Origin of the sequence: Ereboglobus sp. PH5-10 (assembly GCF_029504735.1) — a bacterium.
In the GTDB taxonomy this organism is placed as follows: domain Bacteria; phylum Verrucomicrobiota; class Verrucomicrobiia; order Opitutales; family Opitutaceae; genus Ereboglobus.
Genome location: NZ_JAQFIP010000009.1, coordinates 91,403 through 108,236 on the forward strand (window position 1 = coordinate 91,403; position 16,834 = coordinate 108,236).

A 16,834-nucleotide genomic window follows, 5' to 3' on the forward strand; every position below is an offset into this window, starting at 1 on the left:
CACAAAAAACCGCCGCTTTTTTGGAAGCGGCGGTTTTTCTTAAACAAAGCAGGGGATGCCTTGTGTCTTATTTGACGAGGTGCGTCGAGACGAGCTTGGTCATGTCGAACATGTTGACGGACTTCTTGCCGTTGAAGACGGCCTTCAGCTTGTCGTCAGCATTGATCTGGCGCTTGTTCTTGGCGTCCTGGAGGCCGTTCTTTTTGATGTAGGCCCAGAGTTTCTTGGTGAGCTCCGTGCGGGGGAGCGCTTTGTTACCGACGACGGCCGCGAGGGCTTCATCGGGCTGAACAGGCTTCATGAAAGCGGCGTTCGGCTTGCGGGTGGTTTTTTTGGTTTTAGTAGATTTTTTAGCCATACAGGAATCCGGTGTAGTGCGGCGTTTTGCGAAGGCAACATATTTTCAGAGGGAAAATTTTCCATTTCAGAGGGAGAAAGTTTGCCAAGTCGTTGAAAAAGGTCTTGGCGGTGCGCGCGATTTTTCACCGCGCCCGTGTTGTATCAAGATTTTGGATACACAACTCGCCGGGCCCGCCGGCCGGCAATCACTTACCGGCGCTGCTGGTTTTGCTGCGCGCTCGCCTCGCGCTGGGCGCGACGGCGGGCGACCTCGGCGCGAATCGCCTCGAGCCGCTTGGCCTCGTCGGCGCTTCGCTGCTGCGTGTTTTGCTGGCCGGAGGAATTGGCGCGGGATGCGCGTCCCTGAACGGGCTGCGCGGCGCCGGCTCGCGCGACGCCCGCGGGCGCGGGCGCCGAAACCGCGATGCTTTTGCCGGGGCCAAACTTGGGCTCGACAAGCGCGATGGTCTGCGTCCTGCCCTGGTAGTCGACATTGATGCGATTCGTGGCCGCGTCGTAGGAACGCACTACAAACGACTGCCCCGGCTCATCGACGCTCACCCATATGCCCTCTTTTTTTGCGGGATCGTAAATCGCAAAACGCGGGCCGTTTTCGTCGGACACGATCGCGCGCAACTCGATGGGCGTGTTGTTCGCGAGCTTGCCGGCCGCGGCCGAGCCGCGCGGAACAAAGGGGGAGTCGGTCGAAACGCCCGCGCGCATTGCGACGCAGCCAAGCGCGATCAGGACAAAAATAATGCGGCGGGTGCTCATGTCAGGGTGTTTGATTTTGTAATGACGAAATCAAACGCGCGAGGTTGCGTCAAGGCGGGTAAAAGAACCGGCCTGGCGACGCCCCGCCGCAACCTACCCGGTGCTTGCAGCCAAGTGATCGATTTCCGAATCAAGCATGGGTTTCAGCATTTCGACAAGGTTCGGCTCCATGAACTCGAACTCATCGGGAACATCAAGAACGTCGATGGGCGGAAAGCTGAAATCGGAAAGGCCGTCAAAGCGCGTCGTGATCGCACGCTTATGCTCCCGTTCCATGACAAAAACAACATCGGCCCAGCGAAGATCGTCCTCCGAAACGCGGCGATTCGCGTCACCGCGCACGCCGGCGGAACGGACTTCGACACGCGGATCGTTGCGATAAATCCGCTCGGCGGTCGCACTGCGCCGCCTGTTCATTGCGCAGACAAAGAGTATTTTCAAGCGACGCGCGGGCATTGGTTTTAAAAATTGGTGGAGGTGGCGGGATTTGAACCCGCGTGCCCCTGACCTTCTCATATCGCATCTACCGTTATAGTGTCGTATTTATCTCGCTGATGTCACGCGACTCCACGCGCTTGGGCATCAGCCAACTCCCAGATTTTGAAGTATACGGCGCGCGGACTGCGAGTCTCTCCGCACGCTATGCCTGCTGTCGACGTCCGCAGCGGCTAGCAGGTGTCGCCGTGCAAACGAGGCCGCGCTTAGGCGGCCAAGGGCATCTCTTCGCAGTTGCCTATTATTGGTGTGAAGGGTGATTAACGAGGCCAACCTTCATCCTCGAACGGCAGCAATATAATCCAACCAAGGGTCGAATCCAGAACACCCCCAAAATGATTTTGGATTTCACGACACGGGTTTTTGATCAATCAAACCGCGCGCCTAAAAATCCGACTGGTGTGTTTTGCCAGTCAAAGAACAAGGCGCGAACGATGCAGGTTCCCCGGTGGAGTGCAAGCGACGAAATTCGCGCCGGCAAAGAGCCGGCAACCCGAATCACTCGCTCACGCACTTATACACAAAGGCCGGCGGAAAATTCAACGGTGTGTAACCGAGTCGCACCGTCTCAAAATGCCGCTTCATCAAGCGGTAATCGAGCAGCGAATATTGGAACTGGCTGAAATGCCCGCCCGGCTTCAAAATCGTCTGCACCGTGCCGAGGACGGCCAGCTTCGTGCGCCTGCCGAAATTGCCCATAGGCAAACCCGACACGATGTTGTCCACGGAGCGCGGATCCAGCATTGTCGCGGCCAGCGTGGCCGAGCCGTGAACCGCCGTCAGGCGGGGATCGGTCTCCGCGATCGATTTGATTTCCTCGTAAAAAACCGCGTTCAGCTCGAAACTGATCAGGCGCGCGTCCGGCCGCATCCTGCGCAATATCTCGCGTGTCACGTAGCCGCTGCCCGGCCCGAATTCGACGATCAGCCTCGCCTCGGAAAAATCCACGTCCGCAAGCAGGGAGCCGACCAGATACCTCGAGCTGTGCATCAATGTTCCGACCTGCCAGAAATGGCGCACGGATTCCTTAAAAAATTTCCACCTTTTACCCATGGTTTTGCGTTGAGGCGTTTAAAGCCCGACGATGAGTGGCATCCCGGCCTTTGCACACCATGGGTGACACTGGATAAAAAAATTACATGAACACCAGCCAAAATCGTGACATTTTTTTTGAACGCGCGAGGTGCCGGAAACCGCAAAGGGCGGCGCGCCGCAAAACCTTGCGGAACCAAACCGCCTCCGCGCAAGTCCGACAAACATCGGCAAACACTCGCCTTGCACTCCGCCGACCAAACACCCATACATTTCCCTCACAGCCGATTCTCGAAACACCATGAAAAAATTTCTCATTGCATTTATGGCCGCCGCGCTCCTCGCCATTTTCAGCGGATGCACAACCCAGGACTCCACGGACACCACGATCCCGTGGAGCCGCCCCGCCGACTGGGAAGGCGGCATTCCCGGCATGGGCAACGCCGGCGAGCAACGCCGCTGATTTTTGCCGCGCGCACTCTCTTTTGTTTCGCAAAAAATCCGGTCCTGTGACCGGATTTTTTTATGTCCGCAACCGACGACACGCCTTCAACGCCCGCGCCGCGCCCCTCCAACGCCTCGCTCACCCCGCTCCCCGGCCATCTCTACGTCGTCGCCACGCCCATCGGCAACCTCGCCGACCTCACCGAACGCGCGCGCGCCATCCTTTCCTCGGTCGACCTCATCGCATGCGAGGACACACGCACCACCGGCGCGCTCCTCAGCCGCCTCGCCCTGCCCCGCCGCGAACTCACCGCCTACCACGACCACAACGAAACCGAGGCCGCCGAACGCCTCGCCGCCCAGCTCGCCGCGGGCAAGTCCGTCGCCGTCGTCAGCGACGCCGGCACGCCCGCGCTCAGCGACCCCGGTTTTCGCATCGTGCGCGCGTGCCGCCGCCTCGGGCTTCCCGTGGTGCCCGTTCCCGGCGCGTGCGCCCTCGCCGCGGTCATCAGCGCCGCCGGCCTGCCGACCAACGGATTTCTCTTCGCCGGATTTCTCCCGCCCAAAACCTCCGCCCGCGCCGCCTTCCTGGAAAAGTATCGGGATTTTGAATACACACTCGCGCTCTACGAAAGCTGCCATCGCATCGACAAATTCGTGGACGAAATCACCGCCGTGCTCGGCCCCGAACGCGTGATTTGCGTCGCGAAGGAGGTCACCAAGCTCCACGAAACCTTCCTCACCGGCCCCGCCGCCGCCGTGCAAGCCCGCCTCGCCAAAACCGCCCTCAAGGGCGAGTTCACGCTCCTGATAGCGCCAAATGGATTTGTCCTCTGATGCGCATCCCTAACTCGCAATTCACCCGCATGCTTTTGAATTCTCGATTTTGCATTGGGAGCTTTCGCTCCGTTTTCGTTTCGAGCCCCGCGCGGTAGCGCGCAATCCAAAATTCAAAATAACAATGACTGTCGCCGTCATCGATATCGGTTCCAATTCGATCAAAACACTTGTCGCCACGCGCAATCCGTGCCGCGAACCCGTTTCGCTTTTCTACAAAACGCTCGAGGCGCGCATCAGCGCCGGCATCGACCGGACAAACCCCGCGCTCACCGGCGAATCAATGGCGCGCGGGCTCAAGGCCATTCAGGAACTGCTCGCCGACACCACGCAATTCGCCCCCGACCGCACAATCCTCGTCGCGACAAGCGCGGTGCGCGACGCAAGCAACAGTGATGAATTCCGCGGCATGGTTCGCGCCGCCACGGGACACGACATCCTCATCCTCACCGGCGACGAGGAGGCCAGTTACATCGGGCGAGGGCTCGCCTGCGATCCCGCGCTTTCCGGCCTGCGCGATTTCTACGTCTTCGACCTCGGCGGCGGCAGCCTCGAATGCCTCGCCTTTCGCGACCGCCGCATTGTCCGCGAAAAAAGCCTCCAGCTCGGCTGCGTGCGCCTCAGCGAGCGCTTCGTGCCCGACATGGCGCAACCCATTCCCGTCGCCGCCAGCCGCGCCATTTCCGGGCACGTCAAGGCGACGCTCGAGACGGGCGGTTTTACTTTCGACCTGCCGCCCGGCGCCGCCGCCATTGCGACCGGCGGCACCACCACCACCGCGCGCGCCGTCATCGGCGCCGCCGCGGGCAAAACGCTCGCCGAGACCAGCCCGCGCCTCGCGCTTCCCGATCTGCGCGCGCTCTACGAACGCATCGCCGGCATCGACCTCGCATCGCGCCGCCAAATTCCCGCGATGCCCTTTGGCCGCGCCGATGTTTTTCCGACCGCGCTCGTCACTTTCATCGCGCTCGCGGAGTTCGCGCATTTCGAGACATTCGAAACCTCGCTCTACAACCTGCGATGGGGAATCGTCGCCGAGGCGCTCGATGTTTGAAGCGCGAACGGCGACGAAGGAGAACGGCTTCCATTTGGCTTCAAAGATTTCACGTTCGGCGGGCCGAAGCCTCGCTCAGTTCATGCTTGTCAAGGCCCCAAGGAATCGGGACTTGGTTGCGCGGTGGAAAAGTGGAAAAAAGTTTTTGCGATCATTTGGGCCGGCCAGTTCCTGTCGATCCTTAGCTCCACCATTGTCAATTTCGCCGTCATTTTGTGGCTGAGCATCGAGACCGGTTCCGCGCAAATACTCGCGCTCGCGGCCATCGCGGCGATGCTGCCGCAGGCGTTGATCGGACCCGTGAGCGGCGTGTTCATCGACCGCTGGAATCGCAAACACACGATGATCGCGGCGGACAGTTTTATCGCGTTGTGCACGCTCTTGCTCGCGGTTTTGTTTGCGCTGGGGATTGCGGAGACATGGCATATTTTCCTGCTGCTGGCGCTGCGCTCGGTGGGTTCGGCGTTTCACATGCCTGCGATGCAGGCCTCGGTGCCGTTGCTCGCGCCCGAATCGCAGCTGACGCGCATCGCGGGCATCAACCAGATGATTTATTCGGTCGGCAACATCGCCGGTCCCGCGCTGGGAGCGCTGTGCATCACGATTTGGGACATGCAATATGTGCTGCTGCTGGACGTGGCGGGGGCGTTGTTTGCGTGCGGCACATTGCTGTTTGTCGCCATTCCGAAACCCGCCGGGACCGAGGCGCGCGCGCAATCAATCGCGCGCGAAATGAAGGAGGGCTTCCTGACCGTGTGGGCGAACCGTCCGCTGAGCCTGGTTTTTCTTTTTTCCATACTCGTGATGTTTTTCATCATGCCGGTGAGCGTGCTTTTTCCGCTGATGACGCTGGAGCATTTCAAGGGGAACGCGTTTCAAGTGAGCCTCGTGGAAGCTTTGTGGGGAGTCGGCTCGCTGGTTGGCGGAGCCGTCATGGGCATGAAGGTTTACAACATAAACCGGGTCGCGCTCGTGAACTGGATGTATCTGTTGCTGGGCGTGACGTTCGCGCTGTCGGGCACGCTGTCGCAGAGTGGCTTTGCGTGGTTTGCCGTTTACACGGCGATCGGCGGCGTGGCGGGCGCGGTGTATATGGCGACATTCACCGCGATCATACAAACGAACGTGGCGTCCGCGTCGCTGGGGCGCGTGTTTTCGATGTTTCACACGGTGAGCATAATCCCGTCCCTCATCGGCCTCGCGGGCATCGGTTTTTTTGCCGAAAGGCTGGGGCTCACGCTTTCGTTCGTTGTCTGCGGGGTGATCATTTGCCTGATCGGTCTCGCGGCGTTCATGGCGCGCTCGACCTTGCAAATTGATAAAAAGCAACCTGCGCCGGCCAATGGCTAGCCGTCCATTTGTGCATTGTTTGTAAACCGGCCCGACTTTCGAAAAATCATTTTGCGAACAACACATTTTGGGATTTGTTGTCTTACTAAACATGAAACCCATGACCAAAGCATTGCCGCAACTGTTGGGCGCGTGCGCCGTCCTGTTCGCCGCGTTGCAACTCGGCGCGCAGACAACCGCGGCATCGGGAACCTCGACGACCGCGCAACCGCCGCAACCGGAGCGCGCGCTGTCGCCCAGGGCGTCGGCGGCGATAACGGCCGGTTTCAAATACACACCGCCCCCGCCGCCCAAGCCGGTGGATGAGGACGACGAGGTCGATCTGCGCGACCTCGACAAGCCGAAAAATGAAATCGTCCGCCTGCCGCGATACACGGTGACCGCCAAAAAACCGGGGGTCTTCACTGACCGCACACTTTACACACAGGCCGAACTCAAAAAACTCGCGATGTCGCGCCACTTGAGCGGGCTCGACACGGGGCTGCTCAACAAGTGGACGGCCTCCATGCGCCTCAACTCGTGGACGACGGTCGGGTTCGGCGCGTCGAACGAGGAGCGGGCGATGGGAATGTATCTCGAGGATGAGCGCCTCCGAAACATGGCCGGCATGAAGGACGAAATCTCGCTCCTGCGCGCAACCGGCGAAACGGAACGCGCCGATCAGGCCCAGTCCGATTATTACAACACGTTCCTGCGCCGCCGCGACGACGTCCACACGGACGCATTCACGCGCCAGCAGGGCAAGTGACCGGTTGAACCGCATGCGCCGGGGCGCGGGGGGTGTAATTGCAATTGGTGGCAGTTTGATGGAATACGCGACGAAGCGGAGTTATTTTGGAGTGCGGTGGCAAAGGGAGCGCAAGCGACCGGCGACACCGCTTTGAACAGCGTAAGATTTTCACCGGGCGCAACTCGCTCAAAGCGGTGTCGCCGCTTCGCTTTGCCACCGCACTCCAAAGGATTGCATCTTTGCGTTTTGCTACCATTCGCAATTACACCCGGGGCGCGGGACTCCGCGACGACAAACCTTGCGCCGGTGCGGGGAGGGCGTGATATTGAGGCAAACCAACATCCGCGCCTATCATGGAGCCCTTTTTAATCTTCCTAGCCTTTCTGTTACTTCTCGCCTTTGTTGCCTTCCCGATCTGGGTCATGGTGCGCCTTGCGGATCTGTCGCGCGAAGCGCGGCGCACACGCGAGGAAATGGCTGCGTTGCGCAGCCGGGTAAATGAAAAACCATCGGCTCCGACACCGTCTCCCAAGGTGGAAACACCCGCTCCTACGACTCTCGTTCCTGCTCCGGCGCCAATGCAGATTTCCAAGCTGCCGGAAGCCCGGCCCAAGGTGGTTGCGCCGCCTCCCCGGATTGTCGCGTCCGCGCCGCCTCCGATTCCCGGAGGGCAAAAGCCGGCGCAACCGGTCGTGAGCGCCGCGCCTCCGCAGATTCCGCCAACGACTTCCCCGCAGGAACAACCGCCCAATCATTCGTTCAACTGGGAGGTTTTCATGGGCACGAAGTTTCTCTCGTGGCTCGGCGCGGTGGCGGCGTTTCTCGCCGTGGCGTTTTTCCTGAAATACTCAATTGATCGCGGGCTCATTCCGCCGATCGTGCGCGCGGCGATGGGATTTGTCTTTGGCGCGGGGCTTGTTGCCGGAGGGCTGTTCGCCGTGAGGAAAACATATCCGATTCTCGGCCACGCGCTTTGCGCGGCGGGCATTGTGAGTTTGTATGGCGTCACGTTTGCGTGCCGGGCGCTGTATCACTTTCCGTTTTTCGGAGTCGTGCCGACGTTTGCGCTGATGTCGCTCATCACGGCGGCGGCGTTCACGCTGGCGGTGCGGTTGCGAGGAAAGTTTATCGCGATCCTCGGGTTGCTCGGCGGTTTCGCGACGCCGGCCATGCTTTCGACGGGCGTGGACAATCCGCTCGGGCTCTTCGGCTACATCGCGCTGCTCAACATCGGTCTTTACTCGGTGGCGCTGCACCGGCGCTGGAATTTTCTGGTGGTGCTCGGCGTGATAGGCACGGTCTGCATGCAAGTCGGCTGGGCGGTGAAATTTCTCGGCGACCACAACACGCTCACGGCGATGATCGTGTGCCTCGTTTTTGACGCGCTGTTTCTCGCGGGTTATTGCGCGGCGCGGCGCATGGGGCGTGAAACCGCAACGCACGGCCGCGGTGTCGCGGCGATGGTGTTTGTTTCGCTTTGCTTTGCGCTGTATTTGGGCGTCGACACGGTCGCGGCGTGGCGCCCGTGGTGGCTGCTCGGCTTTGTGTTTCTCGCCGACGCGTGCGCGATGGCCGTGGCCGCGCTCGACCGGCGCGCGAAGGATTCGGTGTGGCTGCCCGCTGTCGCGGGCATCGCGGTGTTTGTCGTGCTCGCCGCATGGACTCCCGTGAGCGTGAACCCGCACTCGGGTTTGCTGCCGTGGGCACTCGGCGCGTATTTTGTTTTTGCGGTGCTGCACACTGCGTTTCCGCTGATTCTCGCGCGGGTGCGCCCGGAGCTGAATCGCGCCGCGGGCGGCTTGGCCGCGCAATTTTTCGCCCCGCTTGCGCTGCTGCTCGTCATCATGCCGGTGCTCAGGGACCCCAACGTGCACTGGCTCGTGTGGCCGGCGATTTTGCTGATCGATTTTGTCGCGATCATTTGCGCGGCGATGACGCGGTCGCTTGGCAGCATCGCGGCGTCGCTCGTGCTGACGCTGGCGACGGCGGCGGTCTGGGTGTGCAAGATTCCCGTGACGATGGCGGGCATCCCCGTGCCGGTGCTGCTGGTCACGGGCGGGTTTGCGATTCTATTTTTCGCGGCGTCGCTCTGGCTCGGACGGCGAATCGGCGGCGCGGAAAAAATGGGCTCGGGTTTCACGCTGGCGCTGCCCGCGCTGTCATCGCTGCTGCCGTTCGTGCTGGTCGTGATGATGCTGGCGCGAATTACACTGGTCGATCCGACGCCGGTGTTCGGACTCGGGCTTGTGCTCACGGTGATGACACTCGGGCTCGCGAAGCTTTTGAAAAACGAATGGCTGCCGGCGTGCGCGCTCGCGGGCGTGCTGGCGATTTGCTGGACGTGGTTTCAGGACGCGCACAAGATGGCCGTTGTTTTCGACGCCGTGCGCATGATTGGCAAACCGCCGCCCGCAAACGCGTATGTCGGCTTGGGATGGTTTGCCGGGTTCTATGCGATCTTCGCGGTGTTTCCGTTCGCGTTCCGTGGTTGTTTTTCAAACACACGCGGCCCGTGGCTGACCGCCGCGGCGGCGGGCGTGCTGTTTTTCCCGCTCGTTTATTGGATGATAAAACTGTGGTGGCCGAACGACGTGATGGGAATCGTCCCCGCGATGTTCGCGCTGCCCGCGCTGACGAGCCTGACGGCGGTGTTGCGCTACGATCCGCCGGGGCACCCGCGCCGCATGGGGCGGCTCGCGCTTTTCGGCGGGGTGACGCTGCTTTTTGTCACGCTGATATTTCCGATTCAGTTCAGCCGCGAATGGGTCACCATCGCGTGGGCGCTCGAGGGCGCGGCGCTGTTCTGGCTCTACACGCGCGTGCCGCATCGCGCCCTGCCCTGGGCGGGCGCGGCGCTGCTCGCGGTGGCGTTCGTGCGGCTGGCGCTCAACCCCGCCGTGCTCGGCTACCATGTGCGCGGCGATGTGCCGGTTTTGAACTGGTATCTCTACACCTACGGCATCGCGATTGCGTGCATGTTTGGCGGCGCGTGGCTGCTGAAGCGGGCGGGGACGCAAAACGACTTCACCTACGTCACGGTAAAAATCCTCCCCGCGCTCGGCGCGGTGCTCGCGTTTCTGTTGCTCAACATCGAGATCGCCGATTTCTTCACGGCGCCCGGCAGCCACGTGCTCACGCTGGAGTTTTCCGGCAATTTCGCTCGCGACATGAGCTACACGATCGCGTGGGCGCTGTTCGCGCTGGCGCTGCTGGTGGCGGGCATCTGGCGGCGGCAGCGTGTGTCGCGCTACGCGGCGCTGGGGCTGCTCGCAATCGTGGCGGTCAAGCTCGTGTTTCACGACCTCGACAAACTCGACACGCTCTACCGCGTCGGCGCGCTTTTTGCCGTGGCGATTGTGATGATTCTCGCGTCGTTCCTTTATCAAAAATACATCGCGCCGCGCGAAGGCGGAAAAACATCCACGCCGCCGCAACCTCCTTCCGAATCATGAAAAAACTACTCGCACTCATTCCGGCACTTTTCGTTTTCGGCGCGACGGCGCACGGCCTCAACCAGGCCGACTGGGAATGCCGCCAGTCGTTTGATGTCGCGCAAGCCGGCCCCGCGCGCGTCTCCGTGCCGATCGACACGCTCGGCCGCGCCCGCGCGGATTTGCGCGACTTGCGGATCGTCGGGCCGGACGGCGCCGAGCTGCCCTACGCGATGCTGGCGCTGCCCGATGCGCGCGCCGCCTATCGCGTTTCGCAAACCGTCGCGCCTCGCGCATTCGGCGCCGCGCTCGACGGCGCGGCCACGGTTGTCACCATCGAAACCGGCGTGGACAAACCGCTCGAAAGCATCGAACTCAGCATCCCCGATGCGAAGGACTACATGAAACCCGCGCGCGTGGAGGTTTCGCCGGATCGGAAAAACTGGACAACGGTTGCCGGCGGCCAGCCGCTTTTCCGGCGCAACCAGGCCGGGCGTTACGACGCGGTCGCGCAAAACACCCTTCCGCTCGGCGGGCGCGCGGCGGCGTTTGTGCGCGTCACGATTTACGACCAGGGACACGAGCCGATCGCCGTCGCGGGTGCGAAGCTCAGGGTGGTTGACGAGGTCGCCGCGCGCGACACCGTGCCGGACGAGGAGGTCGCCACGACGATCACAAACGTAAAACAGCTCGCGGACGAAACCGTGCTCACAGTCGATCTCGGCGCGGCGAATCTCCGGTTGACCTCGCTCAGCCTCGCCGTCGGCGATTCGCTCTTTGCGCGTTCAGTGACGGTCACGCTGCCCGCCGCCGGGGACGACACGGCGGACCGGGAAAACACGCTCGCACGCAACCGGCCCGTTTATTCGCGCACCTCGATCGGCGGCATCGAGACATCCGGACGGACAACGGTCGCGCTCGACGGCGCGTCCGTGCCCTCGCGGACGATTCTTGTGCGCATCGCCAACGGTGACAGTCCCCCGCTCGATATTCGCGGCGTGGCCGCGACACGACGTCCGGCGCACCTCGCCTTCAACCCGTCGGTCGCGGGTCGCCACACATTTCTTTCCGGCAACCCGCAGGCCGCCGCGCCGCGCTACGACATCGCGATGCTCTCCAGGGAACTCGCGCGCCTGCCGTTGACGGAGATCGCCGCGGGGACGCTTGTGGCGACCCCCGATTATCGCGCGCCCGCCGCTCCCGCCGAACCGTCGCAGATCACCACGCGCATCCTGTTTTGGGTCGCGCTCGCCGTGACTGTCGGCGTGCTGCTTTACGTGATCGGCCGCTTGTTGCCCAAAACTGACAAGTAAAAGCGTCCGTTTTCGTCTTCATCAACAGACCCACAACCAAATCTAATCCAACGAATTGCGAAAACACCCTCCCTCTTGTGAAAATTGATTTCAGTCTGATTTTGACGAACGCAATAAACTTGTTCATTTTATGCGACTCTAGTTTTTCGATCAGTCACGCCAATTCGAACCATGAAGCCGGTCAAAATTCCAGCATTTGAGCATTTCCTGCACGAGATGATTCCGCTCGCGAAGGCGATGGGCGTGGGCGTGGATTTGAGCGATGAAAACGCGCTCGTGCTCCGCGCGCCAAAGGAGCAAAATCGCAATTCGCTCAACACCGCGTTTGGCGGCAGCCTTGTTTCGCTGGCCACGCTCGCGGGTTACGGTGTCGTTTGGGATGTGATGCGCAGCGAGCCCGCGGACGGAAAGGGCGCGACCGAAAAACCCCAGTGGCACATCGTCGTGAAGGAAAGCAAGGCCGCCTATCGCCGCCCCGTGATCGGCGACTTGATCGCTATTTGCGAGCGTCCCGCGCAAGCCGCCATCGCGGAGTTCAAGGACGCCTTCTCGCGCTACGGCAAGGCGAAGCTGAAGTTGCGCGCGCGCGTCGTCGAGGATGGCAAGACGGCGGTTGATTTTCAGGCGGCCTACGTCGTGTCGAAATAAGCGGCGTCATGAAAGCGCGGGCTTTGCATGTGGGGCAGTCGGAACGCCGATTCTCCGGCGGGAGGCCCTTACTGCTTGTGTTGTTTTTGTGCGTGTTCGCCGCATGCGGATGCAGCATCACAAATGCGACGCAACCGGAAACAACCGAGTCCGCGAACGCGGAGGCGCGCAATCCGGAATGGGCCGTGCTCGTCAACAAGGAGATGAATCTATGGCGCGTGACGCCGACGTTTTACCGCTGCGAACAATTCAAAAAAAGCGAGGTTGCAGAGCTGCAGCGCCTGGGCATCCGCACGTCGGTCAATCTGCGCAATTTTAACTCGGACGACAAGGAGCTTGAAGGCTCGGAAATCAAACAAGTGCGCGTGCGCATCAACACATGGAGCATCACCGACAAGCACGTGGTTGCGGCGCTTGCCGCGATCCAGGCCGCGCAGGCGGAGGGGCCCGTGGTGTTGCATTGCCAGCACGGCGCGGACCGCACGGGGCTGGTGACGGCGATGTATCGCATCGTTTACCAGGGGTGGACAAGGGACGCCGCGCTCGACGAGTTGCGCAACGGCGGCTACGGCTATCACTCGATCTGGAAAAACATCCCCAAGTATATCCAAAAAGTGGATACGGAAAAAATCCGGAAGGCCGTTGACAGGCGGCTCGCCGGAGAGGCGGCGAAGGCCGGCTGAGCGAATCCAAAAAAGGAAACCAGTTGCCAGCCGGCGACACCGCCGCTATCGGTGGGAAACTTCATTCATAAATCCCATGCCTCGCAAAAAAGTCTCCGTAAAAGCGCCGTTGAGCTCCGATCTTGCAAGCGTCCTCGTCACACCCGCCGCAATCAAGCGCCGGCTCAAGGCGCTTGGCGCGAAAATCAGCAAAATCTACGGCAAGGAGGAGGTCACCGTGGTGCCCATCATCAACGGGGCGATCTTTTTCACGGCGGATTTGCTCCGGCATGTGCACAACCCGATCCGCCTGGATTGCGTCCGCATTTTCAGCTACCGCAACAGCACCAAGTCGCACGGCAAACCGAAGCTCCTGCACAGCCTCACGCTCGACATCAAGGGCAAGCATGTGCTCGTGATCGACGACATCCTCGACACCGGCAAAACGCTTTCCGCCGTCGTCAACCTGCTGAAAAAACAAAAGCCGGCGAGCCTGCGCACATGCGTGCTCCTCGACAAAAAAGGACGCCGCGAGGTGGACTTCGAGGCCGATTTTGTCGGGTTCGAAATCCCCGACAAATTTGTGGTCGGCTACGGCCTCGACTACGCCGAGCGTTACCGCGGCCTGCCGTGCATCGGCGTGCTCAAGCCGGAAAAACAGAAGCTGGCGTGAGCCCGCGCTTACAATAGCTTTCCCGGCTGGTAGGTGGACGCACCCTTGACCCTGGCCGCGACGCGCCTTGCCTCGGCGACAAACGCATCGACCTGCTGCGGGGCGGCGCCGACAAAACGCGCGCTCTCGCCGAGAATCGACTCGAGCTTCGCTCGGGTGAGCTTGAGGCGCGCGTCGCCCGCGAGCCGTCCGACGAGGTCGGGATCGCCCCCGCCCGAGCGCATCGCATTCGCCGCGGCAAGCGCGTGCTCCTTGATTGCCTCGTGCGCCGTTTCGCGTCCCGCGCCGGCCTTGACCGCCTCCATCAAAATTGTGGTCGTGGCGAGGAAGGGCAGATTGCGCGTGTTCTCGGCGGCGATCGCGGCGGGGAACACATTCATCTGGCGAAGGATGGTCAGGTAGGTTTCGAGGAGTCCGTCGATGGCGTAAAACGCGTCGGGCAACGCGATGCGGCGCACCACCGAGCAGGAAACATCGCCCTCGTTCCACTGGTGCCCGGCGAGCGCGCCAGTCATGGTGACGTAGCCCGAAATGATCGTGGCGAAACCGCAAACGCGCTCGCAGTTGCGCGCGTTGACCTTGTGCGGCATCGCGGACGAGCCGACCTGGCCCTTTTGAAAACCCTCGGTGAGAAGCCCCTGCCCCGCCATGAGCCGGAGCGTGGTGGCGAAGCTCGCCGCCGCCGCCGCGACCTGGTGAAGCGCGGAGACAACATCAAAGTCCAGCGAGCGCGGATAAACCTGACCGACGGCGTTGAGCGCGGTGCGGAAACCGAGGTGCTTGACAACGCGGGCCTCGAGTCGCGCGACTTTTTTCGCGTCGCCGCCGAGAAGCGTGAGCTGGTCGAGCTGCGTGCCGACGGCGCCCTTGAGCCCGCGCGCCGGATACCGCGCGCAAAGCTCCCCGAGTCGCGTGAACGCGATGAGCAGCTCCTGCCCGAACATCGCGATGCGCTTGCCAAGCGTGGTGGGTTGCGCGGGCACGTTGTGCGTGCGGCCCGTGATCATGAGCGCGCGATGCGCGCGCGCCTGCTTCGCGAGGGCGAGAAGCGCGGACGCGGTTTTCATGCGCACGACGGCGAGCGAGCGCTGGATTTGCAGCTGCTCGACATTTTCCGTGAGGTCGCGGCTGGTCAGGCCGAGGTGGATGAACTCGTGGCCGGCAAGATCGGAAAACTCCTCGATGCGCGCCTTCACATCGTGAAGTGTGACGCGCTCGCGCGCGGCGATGCCGGCGAGGTTGATATTGTTTTTGACGCGCTCGTAATCGGCGATTGCCTTCGCGGGAATCGCGACGCCGAGATCACGCTGCGCCTTCATGACTGCGATCCAAAAATCGCGCTCGATGGCGATGCGCCCCGAAGGCGACCAGATGGCCTTGAGCGCGGGCGAGGCATAGCGCTCGGCGAGGACGTTGGGAATGGAATCAGCGGCGGAGTTGTCAGTGGTCGTCATGGAAATTGAAAAATAAAACTGATGCAGGAAAACCGTGTTCGCGCAAGGAAGCGCTGCAACGAAAACGGAAAGGGAAACGCCCTCCGCGCCCCCTGCGCGCCTTTCCGCCAATTAAAAACGACCATCCGCGTTTTCACCATGCCGCCAAGGTGCAAATAGCGCTCGTTTTTATTTGCGCGACTCCGGTCATATCCAATAGCGTTTCTGACTGTTGGATGCCCGTCACTGTTTCAGCGGCGGGCATTGTCCCGCAAGTTCTCCCGAAAGTTTTTCCCTCAACACTAATTAATCCCAACCCTTCGTATCACATGGATGCCTTCAACCTCGCCAAAGAACGCTACGCCGAAATCGGCGTGGATGTCGAAAAAGTCCTCAAGACGCTCGCGCGCACACCCGTCTCCCTCCAATGCTGGCAGGGTGACGACGTCGGCGGCTTCGAACGCGCCGGCGCCGAGCTGACCGGCGGCATCCAGGCCACCGGCAACTATCCCGGCAAGGCCCGCACCGCCGACGAACTGCGCGCCGACCTCGACAAGGCCCTCTCGCTCATCCCCGGCAAAAACCGCGTCAACCTCCACGCCTCCTACGCCGAGCTCAACGGCAAAAAAGTCGACCGCGACGCCTACACGATCGCGCAATTCGAAAACTGGGTTGCCTGGGCCAAAAAGCGCCGCATCGGGCTCGACTTCAACCCCACCTATTTCTCGCACCCGCTTTCCGCCGACGGCTTCACGCTCTCGCATCGCGACGCCGGCGTGCGCAAATTCTGGATCAACCACGGCATCGCCTGCCGCAAGATCGCGCAGGAAATGGGCCGCCGCCTCGGCAAAACCGTGATCACCAACTTCTGGATGCCCGACGGCTTCAAGGACACCCCGGTCAACCGCCGCGAATACCGCGAGCGCATGGAGGACTCGCTCGACAAAATCTTCGCCGTCAAGATCGACCAGAAGCTCAACCGCGACGCGGTCGAGAGCAAACTCTTCGGCGTGGGTGTCGAGTCGTGCACCATCGGCTCGCACGAATTCTACATGGGCTACACCGTGAAGAACAAAAAAATCCTCTGCCTCGACGCCGGCCATTTTCATCCCACCGAGACGCTCGCCGACAAGATTTCCGCCGTCCTCCAATTTGTCCCCGAAATCCTCCTGCACGTGAGCCGCGGCGTGCGCTGGGACAGCGACCACGTCGTCACGCTCGACGACCAGACCCGCGCGCTCATGGAGGAAATCGTGCGCGGCAATTATCTCGACCGCGTGCATATCGGCATGGACTTCTTCGACGCGAGCATCAACCGCCTCGCCTGCTGGGTGATCGGCGCGCGCAACACGCAAAAAGCGCTGCTGCTCGCCCTCCTCGAACCCGCCGCGCAACTCCGCAAATACGAGGCCGCGGGCGACTACACCTCGCGGCTCGCCCTTCTTGAGGACGCGAAGGTGATGCCCTTCGGCGCCGTTTGGGACGAGTTCTGCAAACGCAACGACGTTCCCGCCGGCCACGCCTGGCTCGCCGAAGTGAAAGCCTACGAGCGCGACGTGCTCGGCAAGCGCGCGTAAACGCAATCACGCCAGGATCGCAACTTCCCAGCCAATGCGCGC

16 protein-coding genes and 1 other RNA gene are annotated in these 16,834 nt (G+C 61.7%); 12 read left to right on the forward strand and 5 right to left on the reverse strand.

The window, feature by feature from the left end; all coding sequences use genetic code 11:
- Positions 1–67: 67 nt before the first annotated feature.
- Complete coding sequence (locus M2447_RS08865) at positions 68–358, reverse strand: SWIB/MDM2 domain-containing protein (RefSeq protein ID WP_108824358.1); 291 nt, start codon at positions 356–358, stop codon at positions 68–70.
- A gap of 191 nt (positions 359–549) precedes the next feature.
- The gene (locus M2447_RS08870) at positions 550–1,113 is read right to left on the reverse strand and encodes a hypothetical protein (protein ID WP_277509188.1); all 564 of its coding nucleotides are present in this window, start codon (positions 1,111–1,113) and stop codon (positions 550–552) included.
- A 21-nt stretch (positions 1,114–1,134) separates the two neighbouring features.
- On the opposite strand from M2447_RS08870, the gene M2447_RS08875 reads away from it, so the two are divergent.
- Entirely contained in the window at positions 1,135–1,578 is a 444-nt protein-coding gene (locus tag M2447_RS08875) for a hypothetical protein (protein WP_277558314.1), read from the forward strand.
- A gap of 4 nt (positions 1,579–1,582) precedes the next feature.
- Here the strand turns inward: M2447_RS08875 and ssrA are convergent.
- Together ssrA and M2447_RS08885 are read right to left on the reverse strand one after the other, a co-directional pair.
- Positions 1,583–1,940: a transfer-messenger RNA gene (gene ssrA / locus M2447_RS08880) on the reverse strand.
- A gap of 166 nt (positions 1,941–2,106) precedes the next feature.
- Positions 2,107–2,628 carry a methyltransferase domain-containing protein gene (locus M2447_RS08885; protein WP_277558315.1) on the reverse strand — a complete coding sequence of 174 codons (522 nt, stop codon included), beginning with the start codon at positions 2,626–2,628 and terminating at the stop codon, positions 2,107–2,109.
- Between the two features lie 313 nt (positions 2,629–2,941).
- Between M2447_RS08885 and M2447_RS08890 the strand changes: the two genes are divergently transcribed.
- From M2447_RS08890 to hpt, 10 genes are all read left to right on the forward strand, one after another.
- Positions 2,942–3,103 carry a RagB/SusD family nutrient uptake outer membrane protein gene (locus tag M2447_RS08890; protein ID WP_161554718.1) on the forward strand — a complete coding sequence of 54 codons (162 nt, stop codon included), beginning with the start codon at positions 2,942–2,944 and terminating at the stop codon, positions 3,101–3,103.
- A 62-nt stretch (positions 3,104–3,165) separates the two neighbouring features.
- On the forward strand, positions 3,166–3,921 hold the full coding sequence (gene rsmI / locus M2447_RS08895) for a 16S rRNA (cytidine(1402)-2'-O)-methyltransferase (RefSeq protein ID WP_277558316.1): 756 nt from the start codon (positions 3,166–3,168) through the stop codon (positions 3,919–3,921).
- Between the two features lie 124 nt (positions 3,922–4,045).
- Entirely contained in the window at positions 4,046–4,975 is a 930-nt protein-coding gene (locus tag M2447_RS08900) for a phosphatase (protein WP_277558317.1), read from the forward strand.
- A gap of 123 nt (positions 4,976–5,098) precedes the next feature.
- Positions 5,099–6,325, forward strand: a complete 1,227-nt coding sequence (locus tag M2447_RS08905; protein WP_277558318.1) for an MFS transporter — start codon at positions 5,099–5,101, stop codon at positions 6,323–6,325.
- Positions 6,326–6,425: 100 nt separating this feature from the next.
- A complete protein-coding gene (locus M2447_RS08910; protein ID WP_277509197.1) occupies positions 6,426–7,073 on the forward strand; it encodes a hypothetical protein in 648 nt (215 codons plus the stop codon).
- Positions 7,074–7,633: 560 nt separating this feature from the next.
- On the forward strand, positions 7,634–10,507 hold the full coding sequence (locus M2447_RS08915; RefSeq protein WP_277558319.1) for a DUF2339 domain-containing protein: 2,874 nt from the start codon (positions 7,634–7,636) through the stop codon (positions 10,505–10,507).
- Entirely contained in the window at positions 10,504–11,799 is a 1,296-nt protein-coding gene (locus M2447_RS08920; RefSeq protein WP_277558320.1) for a DUF3999 family protein, read from the forward strand. Before M2447_RS08915 ends, M2447_RS08920 begins: the two co-directional genes overlap by 4 nt.
- A gap of 171 nt (positions 11,800–11,970) precedes the next feature.
- Positions 11,971–12,447, forward strand: a complete 477-nt coding sequence (locus M2447_RS08925; protein WP_108824368.1) for a YiiD C-terminal domain-containing protein — start codon at positions 11,971–11,973, stop codon at positions 12,445–12,447.
- A 92-nt stretch (positions 12,448–12,539) separates the two neighbouring features.
- Positions 12,540–13,130 carry a dual specificity protein phosphatase family protein gene (locus M2447_RS08930; RefSeq protein WP_277558321.1) on the forward strand — a complete coding sequence of 197 codons (591 nt, stop codon included), beginning with the start codon at positions 12,540–12,542 and terminating at the stop codon, positions 13,128–13,130.
- A 76-nt stretch (positions 13,131–13,206) separates the two neighbouring features.
- Positions 13,207–13,782, forward strand: coding sequence for a hypoxanthine phosphoribosyltransferase (gene hpt, locus M2447_RS08935; protein WP_277558322.1), 576 nt, complete (start codon positions 13,207–13,209; stop codon positions 13,780–13,782).
- A gap of 8 nt (positions 13,783–13,790) precedes the next feature.
- Here the strand turns inward: hpt and purB are convergent, their stop codons facing one another.
- Positions 13,791–15,236, reverse strand: coding sequence for an adenylosuccinate lyase (purB, locus tag M2447_RS08940; protein WP_277558323.1), 1,446 nt, complete (start codon positions 15,234–15,236; stop codon positions 13,791–13,793).
- 308 nt (positions 15,237–15,544) lie between these two features.
- On the opposite strand from purB, the gene M2447_RS08945 reads away from it, so the two are divergent.
- Positions 15,545–16,792: an L-rhamnose isomerase gene (locus tag M2447_RS08945; protein WP_277509203.1), complete on the forward strand. Its 1,248-nt coding sequence runs from the start codon at positions 15,545–15,547 to the stop codon at positions 16,790–16,792.
- Positions 16,793–16,834: the final 42 nt, after the last annotated feature.

Excerpts from the sequence above, each read along its gene's own strand:
- M2447_RS08890 (WP_161554718.1), top strand. The coding sequence starts at position 2,942 with ATGAAAAAATTTCTCATTGCATTTATGGCCGCCGCGCTCCTCGCCATT.
- purB (WP_277558323.1), bottom strand. The coding sequence starts at position 15,236 with ATGACGACCACTGACAACTCCGCCGCTGATTCCATTCCCAACGTCCTC.
- rsmI (WP_277558316.1), top strand. The coding sequence starts at position 3,166 with ATGTCCGCAACCGACGACACGCCTTCAACGCCCGCGCCGCGCCCCTCC.
- M2447_RS08865 (WP_108824358.1), bottom strand. The coding sequence starts at position 358 with ATGGCTAAAAAATCTACTAAAACCAAAAAAACCACCCGCAAGCCGAAC.
- M2447_RS08910 (WP_277509197.1), top strand. The coding sequence starts at position 6,426 with ATGACCAAAGCATTGCCGCAACTGTTGGGCGCGTGCGCCGTCCTGTTC.
- M2447_RS08925 (WP_108824368.1), top strand. The coding sequence starts at position 11,971 with ATGAAGCCGGTCAAAATTCCAGCATTTGAGCATTTCCTGCACGAGATG.
- M2447_RS08945 (WP_277509203.1), top strand. The coding sequence starts at position 15,545 with ATGGATGCCTTCAACCTCGCCAAAGAACGCTACGCCGAAATCGGCGTG.
- M2447_RS08870 (WP_277509188.1), bottom strand. The coding sequence starts at position 1,113 with ATGAGCACCCGCCGCATTATTTTTGTCCTGATCGCGCTTGGCTGCGTC.
- M2447_RS08915 (WP_277558319.1), top strand. The coding sequence starts at position 7,634 with ATGCAGATTTCCAAGCTGCCGGAAGCCCGGCCCAAGGTGGTTGCGCCG.
- hpt (WP_277558322.1), top strand. The coding sequence starts at position 13,207 with ATGCCTCGCAAAAAAGTCTCCGTAAAAGCGCCGTTGAGCTCCGATCTT.
- M2447_RS08920 (WP_277558320.1), top strand. The coding sequence starts at position 10,504 with ATGAAAAAACTACTCGCACTCATTCCGGCACTTTTCGTTTTCGGCGCG.
- M2447_RS08900 (WP_277558317.1), top strand. The coding sequence starts at position 4,046 with ATGACTGTCGCCGTCATCGATATCGGTTCCAATTCGATCAAAACACTT.
- M2447_RS08875 (WP_277558314.1), top strand. The coding sequence starts at position 1,135 with ATGACGAAATCAAACGCGCGAGGTTGCGTCAAGGCGGGTAAAAGAACC.